The sequence below is a fragment of the Acinetobacter sp. KAM396 genome, assembly GCF_021602765.1.
GTDB classification, from domain to species: domain Bacteria; phylum Pseudomonadota; class Gammaproteobacteria; order Pseudomonadales; family Moraxellaceae; genus Acinetobacter; species Acinetobacter towneri_A.
In genome coordinates this window covers 1-16,558 of the sequence record NZ_BPPH01000040.1, presented here as the reverse complement: position 1 = coordinate 16,558, position 16,558 = coordinate 1, and the positions used below count along the sequence as shown (strand labels likewise).

Genomic DNA, 16,558 nt, shown 5'->3' with positions numbered 1-16,558 from the left:
TGCTGAAAAGGTTGCCGACACATAAAGTGACTCAGATTGAAGAATTACTGCCACATCGCTGGAAATCCAACTCAAATTAAAAAATAGGCATGGGGTTCAGCGGACGCTTACATATAATCTTATTATTTTTAACCTCAAAAAATGAAGCACCTTTAAAAGTGATTACTTTTGCGTCTTTTTTACCAGACTGGTCTTTTTTATTGAGGGTTCCCTGAAGCTGCCATTCGACAGCAACCTTATCACCAACAATGAGTGGCGGGGATGTAAGCGTCATCTTCCGATCAGGAATGACTGTTAATAAAAACTTGGGTACCTCAATTACAGATGCTGTACCTTTACGGTTTTCTTCATTACTTGTATTGAAATACTCAACATTCGTGTCAAGAACTTTAGTCAGGTCATCTGGCTGCGTACCATTCCAGATATTAAGATAGCTCTCCACGGTTTCCAAAGCTGTATTGATCGGTGCTTTTGCATGCGAAATTGAAGCTAATCCTAACGTCATAAGAATGAGTAAGAATGTCATGAAAAAAGGCTTTGATTTTTTCCCTTGACCATCAACATCTTGCTTCAATTGATTGATATAAATAGTGTTCATCATATTCACCTTAGACTTGAATAAGTTCATCCACAATCCGTTCGGCGTCTTCCCTGGTATTGACGATTTCATAAGGAATGCCAAATGCCTTTACAGCCATTTCCGTCATCTTTCTGATGGCAACTCTTTTTTCCTGATCAGGTTCAATGCAGATAATTGCCTTACATAACTGATTAAGTTCATCTTTATGGTTTTTAAGCCAAAGACCACGTTGTTTAAAGTCTTCAGGTGTTTCTTGCATTGATAATTGATCATAAACAATCACAAACGGACTGCTCATTTCCAAGAATTCCTGCATTTCCAACTGCCATTGAGGTGAATAACCTGGAACTGCCTGATCTTGCTTAAACTCAACAAATGGGAAGTTTTCTATATCATGGATAATAAATTTCATTTATATGACCTCATATTCTGTTTCATCTTGTCAGGAATTCATCTCTTTCCATCAAAAGATGAACTCCATCGATGTGCTATTTCAAAGATTTACGTTCAATCTGTACGGTATGTTCATTCCAGCCTCCACCTAATGCCTTGTAGAGGTTGACCTGATTATTCAGGCGTTCCAGGCGGGTCTGTATAAGTGCCTGCTGAGATGCGTACAGTGTTCGTTGTGAGTCGAGGACTGCGAGATAATTATCTTCACCAGCATCAAAACGTAAGGTTGCCAACTTATGAGCATCCTGGCTGGCCGCAATCATTTGCTGCTGCGATTTGATCTGTTCATCTAGCGTAGATTTGCCAGCCAGCCCATCAGCAACTTCACGAAAAGCTGTTTGAATAGATTTGTCATAGTTGATGACTTCAATCTGCTTCATGATATGTGAGCGATCCAGATTTGCCTGATTTAAACCTGCACTAAATATGGGCAAGTTAATCTTGGGCATAAAACTCCATGCACCTGTACCTGCATTAAATAGATTATCCAGACTGGAACTTGCCGTACCCGCCGAACCCGTTAGGGTAATGGATGGAAAAAATGCTGCACGGGCTGCTCCAATGTTTGCATTCGCAGCCTGAAGCTTATGTTCTGCGGCACGAATGTCTGGACGACGTTGAAGTAGATCCGATGGTAAACCAACTGGTATATCCTGTATGACAACCTGATCAGGAATTTTTGGGGACTGGTCCAATTGGACCGCAAGTTCCTGTGTTAATGGCGAACCCAGAAGTAACACCAGAGCATTACGATCCTGTGCAGTAATACGCAAGAATTTTGCATAATTGATTTGTGCTGTGCGCAGTCCTATTTCAGCTTGACGTAAGTCAAATCGGGTTGCATTACCAACATCAACAAGTTTCCTGGTCAAGTCATAGGATTTCTGCTGTGTCGCCAAAGTCGCCTTGGTTAAACCTAACGTTTCCTGATCGGCCTTATAGACCAGATAAGCATTAGCAACTGCGGATACCAGACTTAACTGTGATGCTGTCTGGACCTCTTTAGAAGCCAAATAGTTCTGTAAAGCCTGATCACTCAGACTGCGTACTCGGCCCCATAAATCGATTTCCCATGCGACCGAAGTAACACCAACCTGATACATGCGGGGGTTATAAGCAAGATCAGACGGTAAACGCTGACTGGCTGACTCTGCGGTAACACTCACATGTGGTAAACGGTCAGCACGACGAATACGATACTGTGCTTCTATCGCCTCAACATTTAAAGCTGTCACCTTAAAATCATGATTGTTTTTCAATGCATGATCGATGAGTTGGAGCAAGACAGGATCGGTATAAAAGTCACGCCAGCCAATATCGGCTGCGACTGTTTGCTTTCCATTGTTCACTTGCAGCCCTGGATAAGCCTCTCCTGTTGGATAGTGTTCCGACACAGGAGAGACAGGTCGCTCATATATGGGTGCCATTGAACATCCTGCAAGAATAGTGGCAGTGGTTAGTACACTCATTTTCTTGAGGAAGGTGTATCGGTTTAAATGAAGTGTTAAATTTTTCATTTTGAACCCTCCTGTACCAGTGCTTTGGCCTGTTCTCTACGCAGAATAAAATTACGAATGACGACATAGAAAATGGGTGTAAACAGCAAACCAAAGATTGTCACGCCCAGCATTCCAGAGAAAACAGCGATACCCATGGCATGACGCATTTCTGCACCAGCACCTGTGGCTAATACCAGTGGTATCACACCAGCAATAAATGCAATTGAGGTCATTAGAATCGGGCGTAATCTTAATCGGGCTGCTTCAAGTACTGCATCAAAAGGATTCAAACCCTCATCCTCTTTGGCTCGGGCAAACTCCACAATTAAGATGGCATTTTTTGCAGCAAGTCCCACCAGAACAACAAAGCCAATCTGGGTAAAGATGTTGTTATCACTACCAGTTACCCAAACACCTACAATCGCAGATAACAAGGCCATTGGTGCAATAAGTAATACTGCAAAAGGCATTGACCAACTGTTGTATTGAGCTGCAAGGAAAAGGAACGCCAAAATAATTGCTAGAGCAAAAACCATGACCGCAGTATTGCCTGTATTCTTTTCCTGATAGACCAGATCGGTCCATTCATAGGTCATACCTTGTGGCAATGTTTCCTGCACAATTTTTTCAATTGCGGCAGTTGCCTGACCAGATGAATAACCTGATGCAGCGTTACCACTAATATCGGCTGATGGGAAACTGTTATAGTGCATAACACGATCAGGGCCAGAACTACGCTTAATCGTGACAAAGGTCGAAAGCGGAATCATGTCTCCCGCTGCATTTCTCACCTTTAACAGATTAATGTTCTCTGGTTGCATACGGAATGGGGAATCTGCCTGAGCAATTACACGATAAGTACGACCAAACCGATTAAAGTCATTGATATAGATTGACCCCAGATTGATTTGTAGTGTTTCAAAAATATCGGTCAGTGGTACACCTTGTGACTTCGCTTTTACACGGTCAATATCAACTTCAATCTGTGGAGCATTTGCCTGGAAACTCGCAAGCATACCGACAAGTTCAGGCGTCTGAGAGGCTTTCGCCATAATCTCGCCCTGTACACGTGCCAGTGTTTCAAAGCCTAAACCAGCCCGATCTTCAATTTGTAGCTTGAATCCGCCCATAGAACCTAAGCCAGGTACTGGTGGTGGTGGAAAGATGCCCGCAAATCCGTCAGGAATCTGACTGAATTTACCCATTAATTTTCCAGCAATTGCTCCTGCTGATAATGAGGGGTCCTGACGAGCCTCAAATGGATCAAGCATGGCAAACATCAAGGCAGAGTTTGGTACATTGACTGGACCACTTGGTGTAAAGCCTGGGAATGCCATGACGCTTTCCACACCAGGTTCATTCAGTGCAATTTCCGTCATCTGTTTAACTACAGCTTCTGTGCGGTCTAAAGATGCGCCTGTAGGTAACTGGGCGATACCAACTAGATAATACTTGTCCTGTGCAGGAACAAAGCCTTGCGGCACTTTGTTAAAACCTAACCAAGTTAGGCCAAGAAAACCTACATACAAAATCAGCATGATGGCACTTAAACGTACCCCCTTGCGGACTGCACCTACATATTTGTCCGATGCCTTATCAAAGAACCGATTGAATCCTCTAAAGAACCAACCAAATAAGCGTTCGGTTAAATCACGTTTTTTATTTCCAGCTTGATGTGGTTTAAGCAAGATACCTGCTAAAGCTGGTGAAAGTGTTAAAGAGTTGATTGCAGATAAGATGGTTGAAATCGCAATGGTCAAGGCAAATTGGCGATAGAACTCACCCTGCAATCCTGTAAGAAATGCCGATGGAATAAATACAGCAGATAAAACCGCAGTAATCGCGATAATTGGCCCTGTCACCTCAGACATTGCCTTACGGGCAGCTTCTTTTGGTGATTCGCCTAATGCAATATGCCGTTCTACGTTCTCCACCACCACAATTGCATCATCGACCACAATACCAATCGACAGTACCAGTCCAAATAAGGTCAATGTATTTAGGGAGAAGCCGAAATAATACATAATTGCAAACGTACCAATCAGTGAAACGGGAACGGCAATTAAAGGAATAATGGATGCACGCCATGTTTGCAGGAACAGGATGACAACAAGCACAACCAGTGCAATGGCTTCTAACAGAGTGGTAATGACTGATTTCAAAGAAGCTTTTACGAAAATATTTGGATCATAAGGAATTTTATAATCCACACCGTCAGGGAAGCTTTTCTTCAATTCTGCCATCGTTTCACGGACTTCACTTGAAACATCGAGTGCATTGGCACCTGGTGTCATAAAGATTTGTAAGGCAGATGTTGGCTTACCATCCAGTAAAGCTCGCATGGTATAAGCATCAGAACCCAGTTCAATTCGTGCAACATCTTTCAGGCGTGTGATTTGTCCAGTGTCACCAGCTTTAACCACGATTTCACTGAATTGCTCTTCAGTGGTTAAACGTCCCAGCGTATTAACAGTAACTTGATAGGCCGATGTTGTATTTGGTTGTTGACCAACAGAACCCGCAGCAACCTGCATGTTTTGTTCACGAATGGCTGCAACCACATCATTGGCGGTTAAACCACGGGCAGCCACTTTTTCAGGATCAATCCAGACACGCATCGAATATTCACCAGCACCACCAATCTCGATATTTCCAACACCTGGTAAACGTGCAAGCTCATCACGCACATTTAACAGTGCATAGTTGGACAAATATAGTGGATCATGATTCTTGTTGGATGACACCAAATTGATGACCATGAGAATATCGGGTGAGGTTTTTTCAGTGACCACACCAATGCGTTGAACTTCTTCAGGTAAGCGTGGCAATGCACGAGAAACCCTGTTTTGTACCTGTATCTGTGCTTTATCAGGGTCTGTACCCTGTTTAAAGGTGACGGTCAGTACCATCTTGCCATCGGCTGCGGTTTGAGAACTCATATACAACATGTTCTCAACACCGTTCACGGCTTGTTCCAGAGGGGAGGAAACCGTCTCGGCAATGATTTTGGGGTTGGCACCAGGATAACTTGCCATGACCTGTACAGTCGGTGGTGTAATGGCTGGATATTCACTCAATGGCAGTTTAAACAGTGATAAAGCACCGAGAATGACGATCAGCACAGAGATCACGACCGCAAATATTGGCCGATTAACAAAGAAATGAGGGAAATTCTTCATGGCTTATTTCCCCTGTGCGGCACTTTCAGTCGGAGTAGGCGTTTGCATTGGAACGATATTTGGCTTGACCTGCATTCCTGGGCGAACCAGCCCTTTAATAATGACTTTATCGCCAGTTTGCAGACCACTGCTAATAATCCGCAATCCATCAACGACCGAGCCAAGTGTTACAGGCCTAAATTCAACCGTATTATTCGAACCAAGAACCAGAACAAAATTATTGCCCTGATCTGTACCCACCGCCTGATCATCTATCAGAATGGTGGACTGTTTATTTCCAGTGGTCAGCTTAACTCTGGCAAACATACCTGGTGCTAATTCACCTGAATCATTGGTAATAGATGCCCTAACCCGTAGCGTCCCTGTACGCTGGTCAATTTGAGTACTTACAAAGTTTAATTTCCCTGTATAAGGATAAGTTTCTGTATTTGCCAATCCCATTTCGATTGGCAAGTTGAATTGTCCAGATTTATTTTGTCCCTTTAGATTGAGAAAGGTTTTTTCATCAAGGTCAAAATAAACATACAGCGGATTGACTGAAACGATGGTGGTTAAGGCTGTGGCATTGCCTGTATTTCCACCTGCAATCAAGTTACCACTGGTGACAAGAACACGGTCAATACGTCCTGAAATCGGTGCTGTAATATTGGTATAAGATAAATCCAGCTTCGCTGCACTGACGGCTGCCTGAGCCTCCTGTACTTGAGCCTGACGGTTATTTTTGGTTGCCAGTGCATCGTCATAAACCTTATTGGAGACGGCACCACTTTCGACCAGTTTATTTGCCCGGTTAAAATCCAGAACAGCCTGGCTATACTGAACCTCTGCTGCTTTCAGTCGTGCCTGGGCTGTCTTCAGAGCAACCTGAAAAGGTGCAGGATCAATTTTAAATAATACCTGTCCCTTACGAACATAACTGCCCTCAGGAACACTAACACTATTAATGACACCACCGACTCGGGACTTGATTTCAACGCTTTGTGGTGCCGATAAGTAGCCTGTATATTCGGCAGTTGGATTAAGTTCTTGTGTAATTACTTCCGCAACTGGAACCTGAGGAATAGGCATTTGAGCTGAACTAGCTTGTTGCTTGGGTTGATCCGATATATTTTTTGCTGTGTACAGCAGACCACCTGAGATAGCAATCACTACTGCTACAGCAACCGCTGTCATTCGTTTTTTCATGATATTCACCTTTTATGCAAAGCTACATCACTCTGGATAGGTTTCTGTAGCAGTTGCACACATGCTAATGTTTCCAATAATTGGAAGGTCAATAGGGTGATCTGAATAGATTATACAAATGAACATATATTTATATGAATTATTAAAAAGTGAATTTCTATAAGTTTAATAGTCCGTTTTTTCAGCTTTATAAAACATACCTCCGTCTATGGAAATTAAATTCATGCAATATCCCTCCAGTATTAGACTGTCAAATTATTCATTTTATCCTAAGTAGAAATTTCTCTTAGAATAAGTAAAAACAGTATTACTTTAGAAAATTTGATTCCCTATTAGCTCAAAAATGGCACATGCCATTGATTATATTAAAATTAATAAATTAAATTTGACAATTTTTACATATGAGCATATATTCATATGTAAAAATATATACATGTTAGGTTTTTATACATGAGTAATCAACGCGATCACAATCATAAATGTCATGATCATTCGCATGAAGGTCATGATCATTCGCATGAAGGTCATGATCATTCACATGTTCCTGATGTGAGTAACGGAAACGAAAGAAAAATTCTGATTTCGTTTTTTATCATTTTCGGGTTCATGCTTGTAGAAGCCACTGGAGGAATCATCTCTGGTTCACTCGCACTTCTGGCTGATGCAGGGCATATGCTTACAGATGCCGTTGCCTTAGGTTTAGCTTATGCTGCCTTTCGTTTCGGTCGCCGCATTGCAGATAATTCAAAAACATTTGGATACATGCGATTCGAAGTTATTGCTGGCTTAATGAATTCTCTTACATTATTCGCAATCGTTGGATGGATTATTTATGAGGCTATTGAACGCTTTCAATCACCTCAACCTGTCATGGCAGGACCGATGTTTATCGTTGCTATTATAGGTATGCTCGTTAACTTATTTGTTTTATGGTACTTAACAAGAGGCGATACAGAACATGTCAATGTTAAAGGAGCTATTCTCCATGTAATGGGCGATTTACTCGGCTCTGTTGGAGCAATTATTGCTGCCATAGTGATTTGGTACACAGGCTGGACTCCTATCGATCCAATTTTATCTGTTCTAGTTTCTTTACTTGTACTACGCAGCGCATGGTCTTTATTTAAACGTACTCTTCATATTTTACTTGAGGGTGCTCCTGAGAATGCTAATGCCCAAGAGATCACTGAATATCTTTTGAAAAATGTAAGTGGTATTGAAAAAATTACCCATATACATATTTGGATGATTACATCAGGTAGATCTATGGCAACGTTGCATGTCAAACCCAAAGATGGAGTTGACCTCGCGACATTAACTCTCAACATTGAGAATGAGCTAAAATCCAAATTTTCTATTGAACATCCAACTATAGCCATTGATTGGCAAGGCAATAGTACTTGTAGCTTAGAAAACCCAACTCAAATTGATCCACACGCTGGACATAATCACTAACCTTAAATCTTTATTGTTATTCACTGATGAGGAGACTTTAATGTCTGATAAATACTACAATTTAGGAGATTACCAGCGTCAAATAACTACGTCATCTCCTGATACTCAACTTTGGTTTGATCGTGGCTTATTATGGACATATTGTTTCAATCCGAGTGAAGCCATAAATTGTTTTAAGAAAGCTCTAGAACATGATGCAAAATGCGCAATGGCTTATTGGGGCATCGCCTTTGCATCTGGTCCAAATTACAATAAAGCTTGGCATTTATTTGATCCTTCAGACTTACAGAATACCATTCCATATATTAATGAAATTATGGAACAAGCAAAGTTAGCAGCGACTCATAATGCGACACAATTTGAGAAAGATTTAATTGATGCCCTTGCTCCACGCTTTCCAAAACACGTGACTATAGATGAACAAGACTTTCATGAGCTGAATTTTGCATATGCTCAAGCTATGAGATCATTTTATGAAAAATATTCTAATGATCTTGATGCAGCTGCAATGTTTGCAGATGCACTCATGTGCTTGAGCCCTCGTAAATTGTGGGATTTAGATACCGGTGAAGCCATAGGTTTAGGTACAGTTGAAGCTAGAAACGTGCTTGAAGTTGCTTTCACTAAACCTGGGGCAAATCGTCATCCTGTAATTAATCATCTCTATATACATTTAATGGAAATGTCACCTTATCCTGAAGTTGCATTGCCAGCTGCTGATAACCTTCGTAATTTATCACCTGATGGGTCACATTTAGCCCATATGTCCACACATATTGATAATGCATGCGGAGATTGGCGTCGAGTGGTTTATTCTAATCTTGATGCAATCGCAGCCGATGAAAGATATTTTTCTAGAGAAAAGAATCCAGGTGGTTGGAATATCTTGTATCGCGTTCATAATTTAATGGTAGGTGCTTATGGTGCAATGATGGCAGGTAAATCACAGGAAGCGTTATTTATGGCTCATCGTATCAATGACATTTTAACACCCGAAGTACTACATATCACTACACCGCCAATGGCTAATTTAACTGAAAGCCATTGCACAACACTACCACATGTTATGATTAGATTTGGCATGTGGGAAGATATTCTGAAACTTGAGCTACCTAAAGATAAAGGTCTATATAGTTCCACAACCGCAATGATTCACTACGCAAAAGGCATAGCATTTGCTTCATTAAGAAGAGTTAAAGAGGCCGAAAAAGAAAGAGAGTCTTTTATAAAAGCAGTAGCTAATGTATCAGAAGAGCGCTTTAACTCTATACCTGTTAAAGAGGTCGAAGCTTTAAAAATTGCTGCCAAAATGATTCATGGCGAAATTGAGTATCGTAAAGGTAATACGAAAGAAGCATTCGCAATCTTGCGAGAAGGCATTAAATTAGAAGATGCTCTTCCTTATTGTGATCCTCCAGCTTGGTTACAACCAGTTCGGCATGCATTCTGCGCACTTAATATGGAACAAGGAAACTTTGAAGTAGCAGCCCAAGAATATCGGATTGAACTGGGGCTAGAAGGTGACCTTGGACGTCGCCGAATTCGCCCTAACAATGTATGGAGTCTTCATGGACTTTATGAGTGTTTAGCAAAACTAGGTCTAGAGAAAGAAGCTCGAGATATTTCGCTGCAACGTGATATAGCACTTGCCTCGGCTGATATTAATATTGAAGCATCCTGTTTCTGCCGATTAAGTGCATTTGAAGATAACACTACAAGTTGCTGTTAAAAACAGATAGCACTTTCCTCAAATAGATATCAAGGCATATAGCTAGACATTTCTTAATTATATGCCCTTGATCTTAACTTTTTGTAGATGATACTGATAACTTAAATAAATGCATGATATATTTCTTGTTTAGAGTAATAAAAATAAAGAATTCCTATAACCCTCTTTCCCCTTAAAGTTATTTAATTTAGATATTTTTGCAATACATTACGTACTACTATAAATTAGTGCTCCTCACTAATATGACTTGCCATATCTAATAAAACCTGACTAACATGTAAATCATCAATCTCATAAAATACTTGTTTAGATTGTCTTTCGCCTTTGACTAAACGAGCTGAACGCAATAAACGAAGATTATGACTGACTAAAGATTGGGATAAATCAAGAGCATCACTGATTTCACCTACTGAACTAGGCCCCCGCATACAAAAAAGTAGAATTTTAAGTCGTGAAGCATCACCTAATAGCCGAAATGTTTCAGCTAAAGACATAATCTCATCTTGAGATAATGGTATCGGGTGATTATTAAAATTCATACTAATACTTAAATTCCTATTATTTAGAAAATATATATGTTTACATATTCTACCCTTGACCTTCCCATAATGGCAAGGTTTATGCTCTTAATAATTGGGTAAGCACTATAGGTATATCTTATGGGAAAGGCAACAGATAAGCTTTCTAATAATATGAAAGTTACATTAAAAATTGAAGGGATGACATGTGCCAGCTGTGTTGGGCGTGTTGAAACAGCACTCAAAAAAGTTGATGGTGTACAGTCTGCCTCGGTCAATCTAGCGACAGAACGTGCAGATATTGTACTTGATCAGCCTGTGGATCGTCAGGTACTGGTTCATGCCATTGAACAATCAGGTTATGACGTGCCCGCAAATAATATTGAATTATCAATTAAAGGCATGACCTGTGCTAGTTGTGTAGGTCGTGTCGAAAAAGCCCTTAAAGCCGTTGCAGGTGTAAAAGAGGCCAATGTCAATCTTGCGACTGAGCGTGCAACGGTCAGTGGTTCAGCAAATGTCGATGACTTGATTACCGCAATTGATAAAGCTGGTTACGATGCCACAGAAATTCAAGCTTCTATTCCTGACCAGACAGAGCTGCTTGAGAAAAAAGATCAAGAACGTGCTGAACTTAAGCGTGATTTGATTCTTGCAACCCTATTGGCTTTGCCTGTATTTATTTTGGAAATGGGATCTCACCTTATCCCTGGTGTTCATCAACTGATTGATCAAACTATTGGGATGCAGAATAGCTGGTATTTACAATTCATCCTGACCACGTTGGTTTTAGTTATTCCAGGACGAAGATTCTATCTAAAAGGTTTGCCTGCATTACTCCGTTTAGCACCTGATATGAACTCGCTGGTTGCGGTTGGTACATTAGCAGCTTACCTATTTTCTATTGTTGCCACATTCATACCCAACATCCTTCCCACAGGAACGGTAAATGTATATTACGAAGCTGCTGCGGTGATTGTGGCATTAATCTTACTGGGTCGTTTTCTTGAAGCAAAAGCCAAAGGGCGAACATCTGAAGCAATCCAGCGTTTAGTCAGCTTACAGGCCAAAACTGCCCATGTTTTACGCGATGGCCAAATGGTAGATATTGCACTAGACCAAGTGGTTGCAGATGACATTATCATTGTGAAACCAGGTGAAAGAATCCCTGTCGATGGTCAAGTCACTGATGGAAAAAGTTTTGTTGATGAATCCATGATTACGGGTGAACCAATCCCTGTTGAGAAAGGCATCGGCAGTGATGTGGTAGGCGGCACCATTAACCAGAATGGCACGTTGACCTTTACCGCTGTGGCGGTGGGTGGCGAAACTATGCTGGCTCAAATCATTCGTTTGGTTGAGCAAGCACAGGGTTCTAAAATGCCGATTCAAGCTGTGGTGGATAAAGTTACCTTATGGTTTGTCCCTGCGGTGATGATTGCCGCAGTGCTTACATTCCTGGTCTGGCTGATTTTTGGTCCATCACCAGCCTTAACTTTTGCATTGGTTAATGCGGTGGCAGTGTTGATCATTGCCTGTCCTTGTGCAATGGGATTGGCGACACCAACCTCAATTATGGTCGGTACAGGTCGTGGTGCAGAGTTGGGAGTACTGTTCCGCAAAGGCGAAGCCTTACAACTGTTAAAGGATGCCAAAGTTGTTGCAGTCGATAAAACAGGGACATTAACAGAGGGTCATCCCGTACTGACTGACTTTGAAGTGACTCAATTCTTTGAGCGTGATTATGTCCTAGGCATGGTTGCGGCTGTTGAATCCCGTTCTGAACATCCGATTGCTAAAGCAATTGTTGATGCGGCAAAAAGTGAAAACCTGACTTTACCTAAAGTTGATACGTTTGATTCAGTCACAGGCATGGGTGTCTGTGCAACCATCAATGGTAATGAAGAAATCAATATTGGTGCAGACCGTTATATGGTTCAACTTGGTATTGATGTTGCTCCATTTGTTGCCACAGCTCAGCGTCTGGGTGATGAGGGTAAATCACCACTTTATGTTGCTGTCGATGGTGAACTGGCAGGAATTATTGCAGTTGCTGACCCAATCAAAACCACAACGCCAGCAGCGATTAAGGCTCTACACCAATTAGGTCTCAAGGTAGCAATGGTGACGGGTGACAATGCTCGTACTGCTCGGGCAATTGCCAAACAATTGGGTATTGATGAAGTGATTGCTGAAGTTCTACCAGAGGGTAAAGTCAGTGCGGTTAAAGAGCTGAAAGCAAAATACGGCAATATCGCTTTTGTGGGTGATGGGATTAACGATGCACCCGCTTTGGCTGAAGCTGATGTCGGACTTGCGATTGGTACAGGTACAGATGTTGCAATTGAATCTGCCGATGTCGTGTTAATGTCAGGAAACTTACAAGGTGTTGCCAATGCGATTGCCTTGTCCAAAGCAACGATTGGTAATATTCACCAGAACTTATTCTGGGCATTTGCCTATAACACCATGTTGATTCCTGTTGCTGCTGGTATATTGTACCCAGCCTATGGAATACTGATGTCCCCAATCTTTGCAGCAGGAGCAATGGCTTTGTCCAGTGTATTTGTACTTGGCAATGCATTACGTTTACGTCGATTCCAGCCACCATCCGTCAGTCAAGGCTAAGGAGGATATGATGAACATTGGTAAAGTCTCTAAAGCTTCGGGAGTTACCGCCAAGATGATTCGTTATTATGAGCAGATTGGCCTAATTCCTGCTGCGGGACGTAATAATGCAGGTTATCGCTCTTACTCAGCAAATGATGTTGAACGTTTAAAGTTTATCAAGCGAAGTCGTGAACTCGGTTTTTCAGTAGCAGAAATATCAGACTTACTTGATTTATGGAATAACCGCGGTAGACAGAGTGCTGATGTCAAACGCCTTGCTCAGGGTCATAGTGAAAAGCTGGAAGAACGTATCAATGACCTACAGCAAATGGCGAATACCCTCAAGGACTTAATCGACTGTTGTGCTGGTGATAATAGACCCGACTGTCCGATTCTTGAAGGCTTGCAAGAACCTCACAATGAAATAAAGGACGTTCACCATCATAACGACCTGCTTTCCGTTTCACCTTTAACCCGAAAGAAATAGCAATAGGATATAGGGAGAAGTAAAATTAATTTTACTTCTCCCTATTTTTTATATTTATAACTATGAACTAAAATATGTCATTTCTTTTAGATACTTACATTGTCAAATAACTGCTAATTTAACATCACAAACATTCCTAAATATTGAGCTTATAATTCATTGCCCACAAAAAAGCGACTCAATAGAGAGTCGCTTTATCATTTCGTCCGTTTTTAACGAGGAGGAAAACCAGCCTCGGTTAAAGCCTCAACGATTTGCTGCTGTGTTGCAGTTGTTTCAACTTTTACACTACGATTGGGTGGTTCGGTGATGACCTTTGCATTGGCATCTATTGCTTGAATTGCTCTGGTTACCGCACGGGCACAGCCACCACAAGTCATATCTTCAACATGAAATTCCATATTTAACTCCACTATTACTATTCAGGATGTGTTTAATATAAACCTTGCCATAATTGTAAGGTCAAGCATTAAAAGTAAAATTAATGTCCCTCAGATATATAATTGACTGTGTACTTAGGTATTTCTACCTCCAAGTTTTCATCTTGGACCTTAACCTGGCAAGATAGTCTTGATTGGGCCGTAAGCCCCCAGGCACGATCCAGTAAGTCCGCCTCTACATCATCCATTTCTTCTAAACTGTCGAACCCTTTTTTCAGAACAACATGGCATGTTGTACATGCACCTGATAAATCGCAGGCATGTTCTATGGGAATGCCATGATCCAATAAACTTCGACATAAATTACTTCCGCTTTCAATTTCAAGTTCCGCACCCTCTGGACAAATCTTTTCATGCGGAATAACTATAATTTTTGGCATATAACATAATCCTCAATTCATCAAATTTATAGATAAAACAAGGGGCTTTAAAAAGCCCCTCATTTAAAAGAATATCGAATAGAGAAGTATCTACTTATGTTTACTTAACCATTCATTCATCATCTTGATTTCTGATTCCTGGGCAGAGATAACATCTTCAGCAAGCTGGCGTACTTCTGGATCAGAACCATATTGAAGAACTACTTTTGCCATATCAATTGCACCTTGATGATGGGGGATCATGCCTCTCATGAAATCAACATCAGCATTTCCTGTAAATGGAACCATCATATCTGCGTGCATTTCATCATTGATCTTAATATATGCTTGAGTTGATGGGCTATCTTCATTTTTGCTGCCAGAATGATTTTTGTTTTTTGCCAACCATTCATTCATCATCTTGATTTCTGACTCTTGGGCAGAGATAACGTTCTCGGCAAGCTGACGCACTTCTGGATCAGAACCGTATTGAAGAACTACTTTTGCCATATCAACCGCACCCTGATGGTGAGGAATCATACCCAACATAAAGTCAGTATCTGCATTTCCCGTGAAATCAATACCCATTCCGCTGTGCATACGAGTATTTACTTCCATATAGGCATTTGTAGATGGATTATCTGTTTTAGCTGAACCATTCATATCATGGTGCATTGAATGGCTTTCATGTTTATTCTCACTCATTGAATTTTCCTTTGGAGCGTCAGAAGAGGAACACCCCGCACTAAATACAATCGCACCGATCATTAACATTGGAACAAAGTGTTTCATGGAGTTATCCTCTTACTACAATTATGAAAAAATAATGGGTAATAAGCTCGGAAGTTATTCTTTCATATCAGGTACATCATTACCCTTGATGTAGCAACTCTATTCTTTCCAATTATGGTAAGGTCAACACCTAATCAAATAAAAATAATTAAAAGAATAAAACAATTAAAAACAAATACTTAAAGACAATTAACTCCGTAGTGAGTCACAATAATCAATAGAATTAAAAAAATCACCTCCAATCACAAATAATATTTTTATATAAATATCAATGTGATATGTGTCTTCATGGTTTCACAATTATTTATTTGACTATTGGATGCACTACAAAAGACTACAAACATTCTCAAACTTTATACTTAAAAATTATCTTACTTCCCATCTTAAATTTGAGCATTTATGACAATAAAACCTTATTTATTAAAACCTTAAAATAATTATTAAGGTATAATTATTTTAACCATAACTACTATTTTTTGAGTTTCACAATGTCTGAAATTGATTTTTATAAAAGATTGAACAGATTAGAGAAAAGACGAAAAGGTACTGACCTTACATACAATGCTTTTGATAGTGTAACAGCAGGCGTAACTTCATTTAATGAGTTTGATGAATTAAAACGTACAATAGAAAAATGGCAGATTGTATCAGACAAACCATCTATCCGTTATGCAGTAGGAGCAATGCAAGAAGTTAGTAAACGTTACACAGAAATCAGTATTGAAACTGCTAAAAGAATTGAAAAACAATTAGAGCCTAGGCTACTAAATAATCATAACATTGTCACAGAATACAGATTACAAGGGTCAGTTCCCCTAAATATTCATATCAAAGGTGTAAGTGATGTTGATTTACTTGTACTTAACAAATCACATTATCGTACAGAGGGTTATTTAGGTACTTTACGTCATGATGATATAAAAATATTAAGAGAACTCAGGAACGCGTGCACTTATGAATTAAGACAAGCATATCCTGCCGTAACAATTGATACTACTGGTGCTAAATCTATAACTTTAACAGGTGGATCACTTCCTCGGGATGTAGATGTTGTACCCTCTCATTGGGTAGAAACATATGAGTACCAACAACAAAAGCACCTTTATTGTAAGCGTCCGCTGAACCCCACTTTTTCTAACTCATTAATACCGCGATAGTGTCCACTTAAATTTAAGTGGACACCTATTTATGGATTTAAAGACAGTTATAGACAGTGCACCAACGCTAAAAAAGCCCCGTCGAACCTTCACAGCTGAATTTAAACATCAACTT

Annotated in this window: 14 protein-coding genes; 5 read left to right on the top strand and 9 right to left on the bottom strand. The window is 40.4% G+C overall.

From position 1 onward, the window contains the following. Nucleotides 1-76: 76 nt before the first annotated feature. The 5 genes from L6C30_RS13120 to L6C30_RS13100 form a co-directional block, all read right to left on the bottom strand. Nucleotides 77-598: a nuclear transport factor 2 family protein gene (locus L6C30_RS13120; RefSeq protein WP_236163216.1), complete on the bottom strand. Its 522-nt coding sequence runs from the start codon at nt 596-598 to the stop codon at nt 77-79. A 10-nt stretch (nt 599-608) separates the two neighbouring features. Then, nucleotides 609-992 carry a hypothetical protein gene (locus tag L6C30_RS13115; RefSeq protein WP_008942232.1) on the bottom strand — a complete coding sequence of 128 codons (384 nt, stop codon included), beginning with the start codon at nt 990-992 and terminating at the stop codon, nt 609-611. Nucleotides 993-1,068: 76 nt separating this feature from the next. After that, on the bottom strand, nt 1,069-2,550 hold the full coding sequence (locus L6C30_RS13110) for an efflux transporter outer membrane subunit (protein WP_120364228.1): 1,482 nt from the start codon (nt 2,548-2,550) through the stop codon (nt 1,069-1,071). Next, nucleotides 2,547-5,711, bottom strand: coding sequence for an efflux RND transporter permease subunit (locus L6C30_RS13105; RefSeq protein WP_008942230.1), 3,165 nt, complete (start codon nt 5,709-5,711; stop codon nt 2,547-2,549). Before L6C30_RS13105 ends, L6C30_RS13110 begins: the two co-directional genes overlap by 4 nt. A 3-nt stretch (nt 5,712-5,714) precedes the next feature. Beyond that, nucleotides 5,715-6,896, bottom strand: a complete 1,182-nt coding sequence (locus L6C30_RS13100; RefSeq protein WP_023187985.1) for an efflux RND transporter periplasmic adaptor subunit — start codon at nt 6,894-6,896, stop codon at nt 5,715-5,717. A 450-nt stretch (nt 6,897-7,346) separates the two neighbouring features. Between L6C30_RS13100 and L6C30_RS13095 the strand changes: the two genes are divergently transcribed. Both L6C30_RS13095 and L6C30_RS13090 read left to right on the top strand, forming a co-directional pair. Further along, the gene (locus L6C30_RS13095) at nt 7,347-8,351 is read left to right on the top strand and encodes a cation diffusion facilitator family transporter (protein ID WP_023187986.1); all 1,005 of its coding nucleotides are present in this window, start codon (nt 7,347-7,349) and stop codon (nt 8,349-8,351) included. Nucleotides 8,352-8,391: 40 nt separating this feature from the next. Next, nucleotides 8,392-10,080 (top strand): hypothetical protein, encoded by a 1,689-nt coding sequence (locus tag L6C30_RS13090; RefSeq protein ID WP_023187987.1) that lies wholly within the window; start codon nt 8,392-8,394, stop codon nt 10,078-10,080. Nucleotides 10,081-10,304: 224 nt separating this feature from the next. On the opposite strand, the gene L6C30_RS13085 is transcribed toward L6C30_RS13090, so the two are convergent. After that, a complete protein-coding gene (locus L6C30_RS13085) occupies nt 10,305-10,619 on the bottom strand; it encodes a helix-turn-helix transcriptional regulator (RefSeq protein WP_023187988.1) in 315 nt (104 codons plus the stop codon). 120 nt (nt 10,620-10,739) lie between these two features. Here L6C30_RS13085 and L6C30_RS13080 point away from each other — a divergent pair, with 120 nt between their 5' ends. Both L6C30_RS13080 and cueR read left to right on the top strand, forming a co-directional pair. Next, the gene (locus L6C30_RS13080; protein WP_036595798.1) at nt 10,740-13,226 is read left to right on the top strand and encodes a heavy metal translocating P-type ATPase; all 2,487 of its coding nucleotides are present in this window, start codon (nt 10,740-10,742) and stop codon (nt 13,224-13,226) included. Nucleotides 13,227-13,236: 10 nt separating this feature from the next. Then, nucleotides 13,237-13,695, top strand: coding sequence for a Cu(I)-responsive transcriptional regulator (cueR, locus tag L6C30_RS13075; RefSeq protein WP_001020605.1), 459 nt, complete (start codon nt 13,237-13,239; stop codon nt 13,693-13,695). 212 nt (nt 13,696-13,907) lie between these two features. Here cueR and L6C30_RS13070 read toward each other — a convergent pair whose 3' ends face one another. From L6C30_RS13070 to L6C30_RS13060, 3 genes are all read right to left on the bottom strand, one after another. After that, complete coding sequence (locus L6C30_RS13070; protein WP_075316352.1) at nt 13,908-14,096, bottom strand: heavy-metal-associated domain-containing protein; 189 nt, start codon at nt 14,094-14,096, stop codon at nt 13,908-13,910. A gap of 80 nt (nt 14,097-14,176) precedes the next feature. Beyond that, nucleotides 14,177-14,515, bottom strand: a complete 339-nt coding sequence (fdx, locus tag L6C30_RS13065; protein ID WP_001124186.1) for an ISC system 2Fe-2S type ferredoxin — start codon at nt 14,513-14,515, stop codon at nt 14,177-14,179. Nucleotides 14,516-14,605: 90 nt separating this feature from the next. Then, nucleotides 14,606-15,286: a DUF305 domain-containing protein gene (locus L6C30_RS13060; RefSeq protein ID WP_000680279.1), complete on the bottom strand. Its 681-nt coding sequence runs from the start codon at nt 15,284-15,286 to the stop codon at nt 14,606-14,608. Nucleotides 15,287-15,774: 488 nt separating this feature from the next. On the opposite strand from L6C30_RS13060, the gene L6C30_RS13055 reads away from it, so the two are divergent. Then, the gene (locus L6C30_RS13055; RefSeq protein ID WP_236163215.1) at nt 15,775-16,443 is read left to right on the top strand and encodes a hypothetical protein; all 669 of its coding nucleotides are present in this window, start codon (nt 15,775-15,777) and stop codon (nt 16,441-16,443) included. The last annotated feature ends 115 nt before the right edge of the window (nt 16,444-16,558 follow it).

What these genes read in the sequence shown, in the direction of transcription:
- L6C30_RS13095 (WP_023187986.1), top strand. Translation starts at nt 7,347, where the DNA reads ATGAGTAATCAACGCGATCACAATCATAAATGTCATGATCATTCGCAT.
- L6C30_RS13080 (WP_036595798.1), top strand. Translation starts at nt 10,740, where the DNA reads ATGGGAAAGGCAACAGATAAGCTTTCTAATAATATGAAAGTTACATTA.
- L6C30_RS13105 (WP_008942230.1), bottom strand. Translation starts at nt 5,711, where the DNA reads ATGAAGAATTTCCCTCATTTCTTTGTTAATCGGCCAATATTTGCGGTC.
- L6C30_RS13070 (WP_075316352.1), bottom strand. Translation starts at nt 14,096, where the DNA reads ATGGAATTTCATGTTGAAGATATGACTTGTGGTGGCTGTGCCCGTGCG.
- L6C30_RS13120 (WP_236163216.1), bottom strand. Translation starts at nt 598, where the DNA reads ATGAACACTATTTATATCAATCAATTGAAGCAAGATGTTGATGGTCAA.
- L6C30_RS13085 (WP_023187988.1), bottom strand. Translation starts at nt 10,619, where the DNA reads ATGAATTTTAATAATCACCCGATACCATTATCTCAAGATGAGATTATG.
- L6C30_RS13115 (WP_008942232.1), bottom strand. Translation starts at nt 992, where the DNA reads ATGAAATTTATTATCCATGATATAGAAAACTTCCCATTTGTTGAGTTT.
- L6C30_RS13090 (WP_023187987.1), top strand. Translation starts at nt 8,392, where the DNA reads ATGTCTGATAAATACTACAATTTAGGAGATTACCAGCGTCAAATAACT.
- cueR (WP_001020605.1), top strand. Translation starts at nt 13,237, where the DNA reads ATGAACATTGGTAAAGTCTCTAAAGCTTCGGGAGTTACCGCCAAGATG.
- L6C30_RS13060 (WP_000680279.1), bottom strand. Translation starts at nt 15,286, where the DNA reads ATGAAACACTTTGTTCCAATGTTAATGATCGGTGCGATTGTATTTAGT.
- L6C30_RS13100 (WP_023187985.1), bottom strand. Translation starts at nt 6,896, where the DNA reads ATGAAAAAACGAATGACAGCGGTTGCTGTAGCAGTAGTGATTGCTATC.
- L6C30_RS13055 (WP_236163215.1), top strand. Translation starts at nt 15,775, where the DNA reads ATGTCTGAAATTGATTTTTATAAAAGATTGAACAGATTAGAGAAAAGA.
- L6C30_RS13110 (WP_120364228.1), bottom strand. Translation starts at nt 2,550, where the DNA reads ATGAAAAATTTAACACTTCATTTAAACCGATACACCTTCCTCAAGAAA.
- fdx (WP_001124186.1), bottom strand. Translation starts at nt 14,515, where the DNA reads ATGCCAAAAATTATAGTTATTCCGCATGAAAAGATTTGTCCAGAGGGT.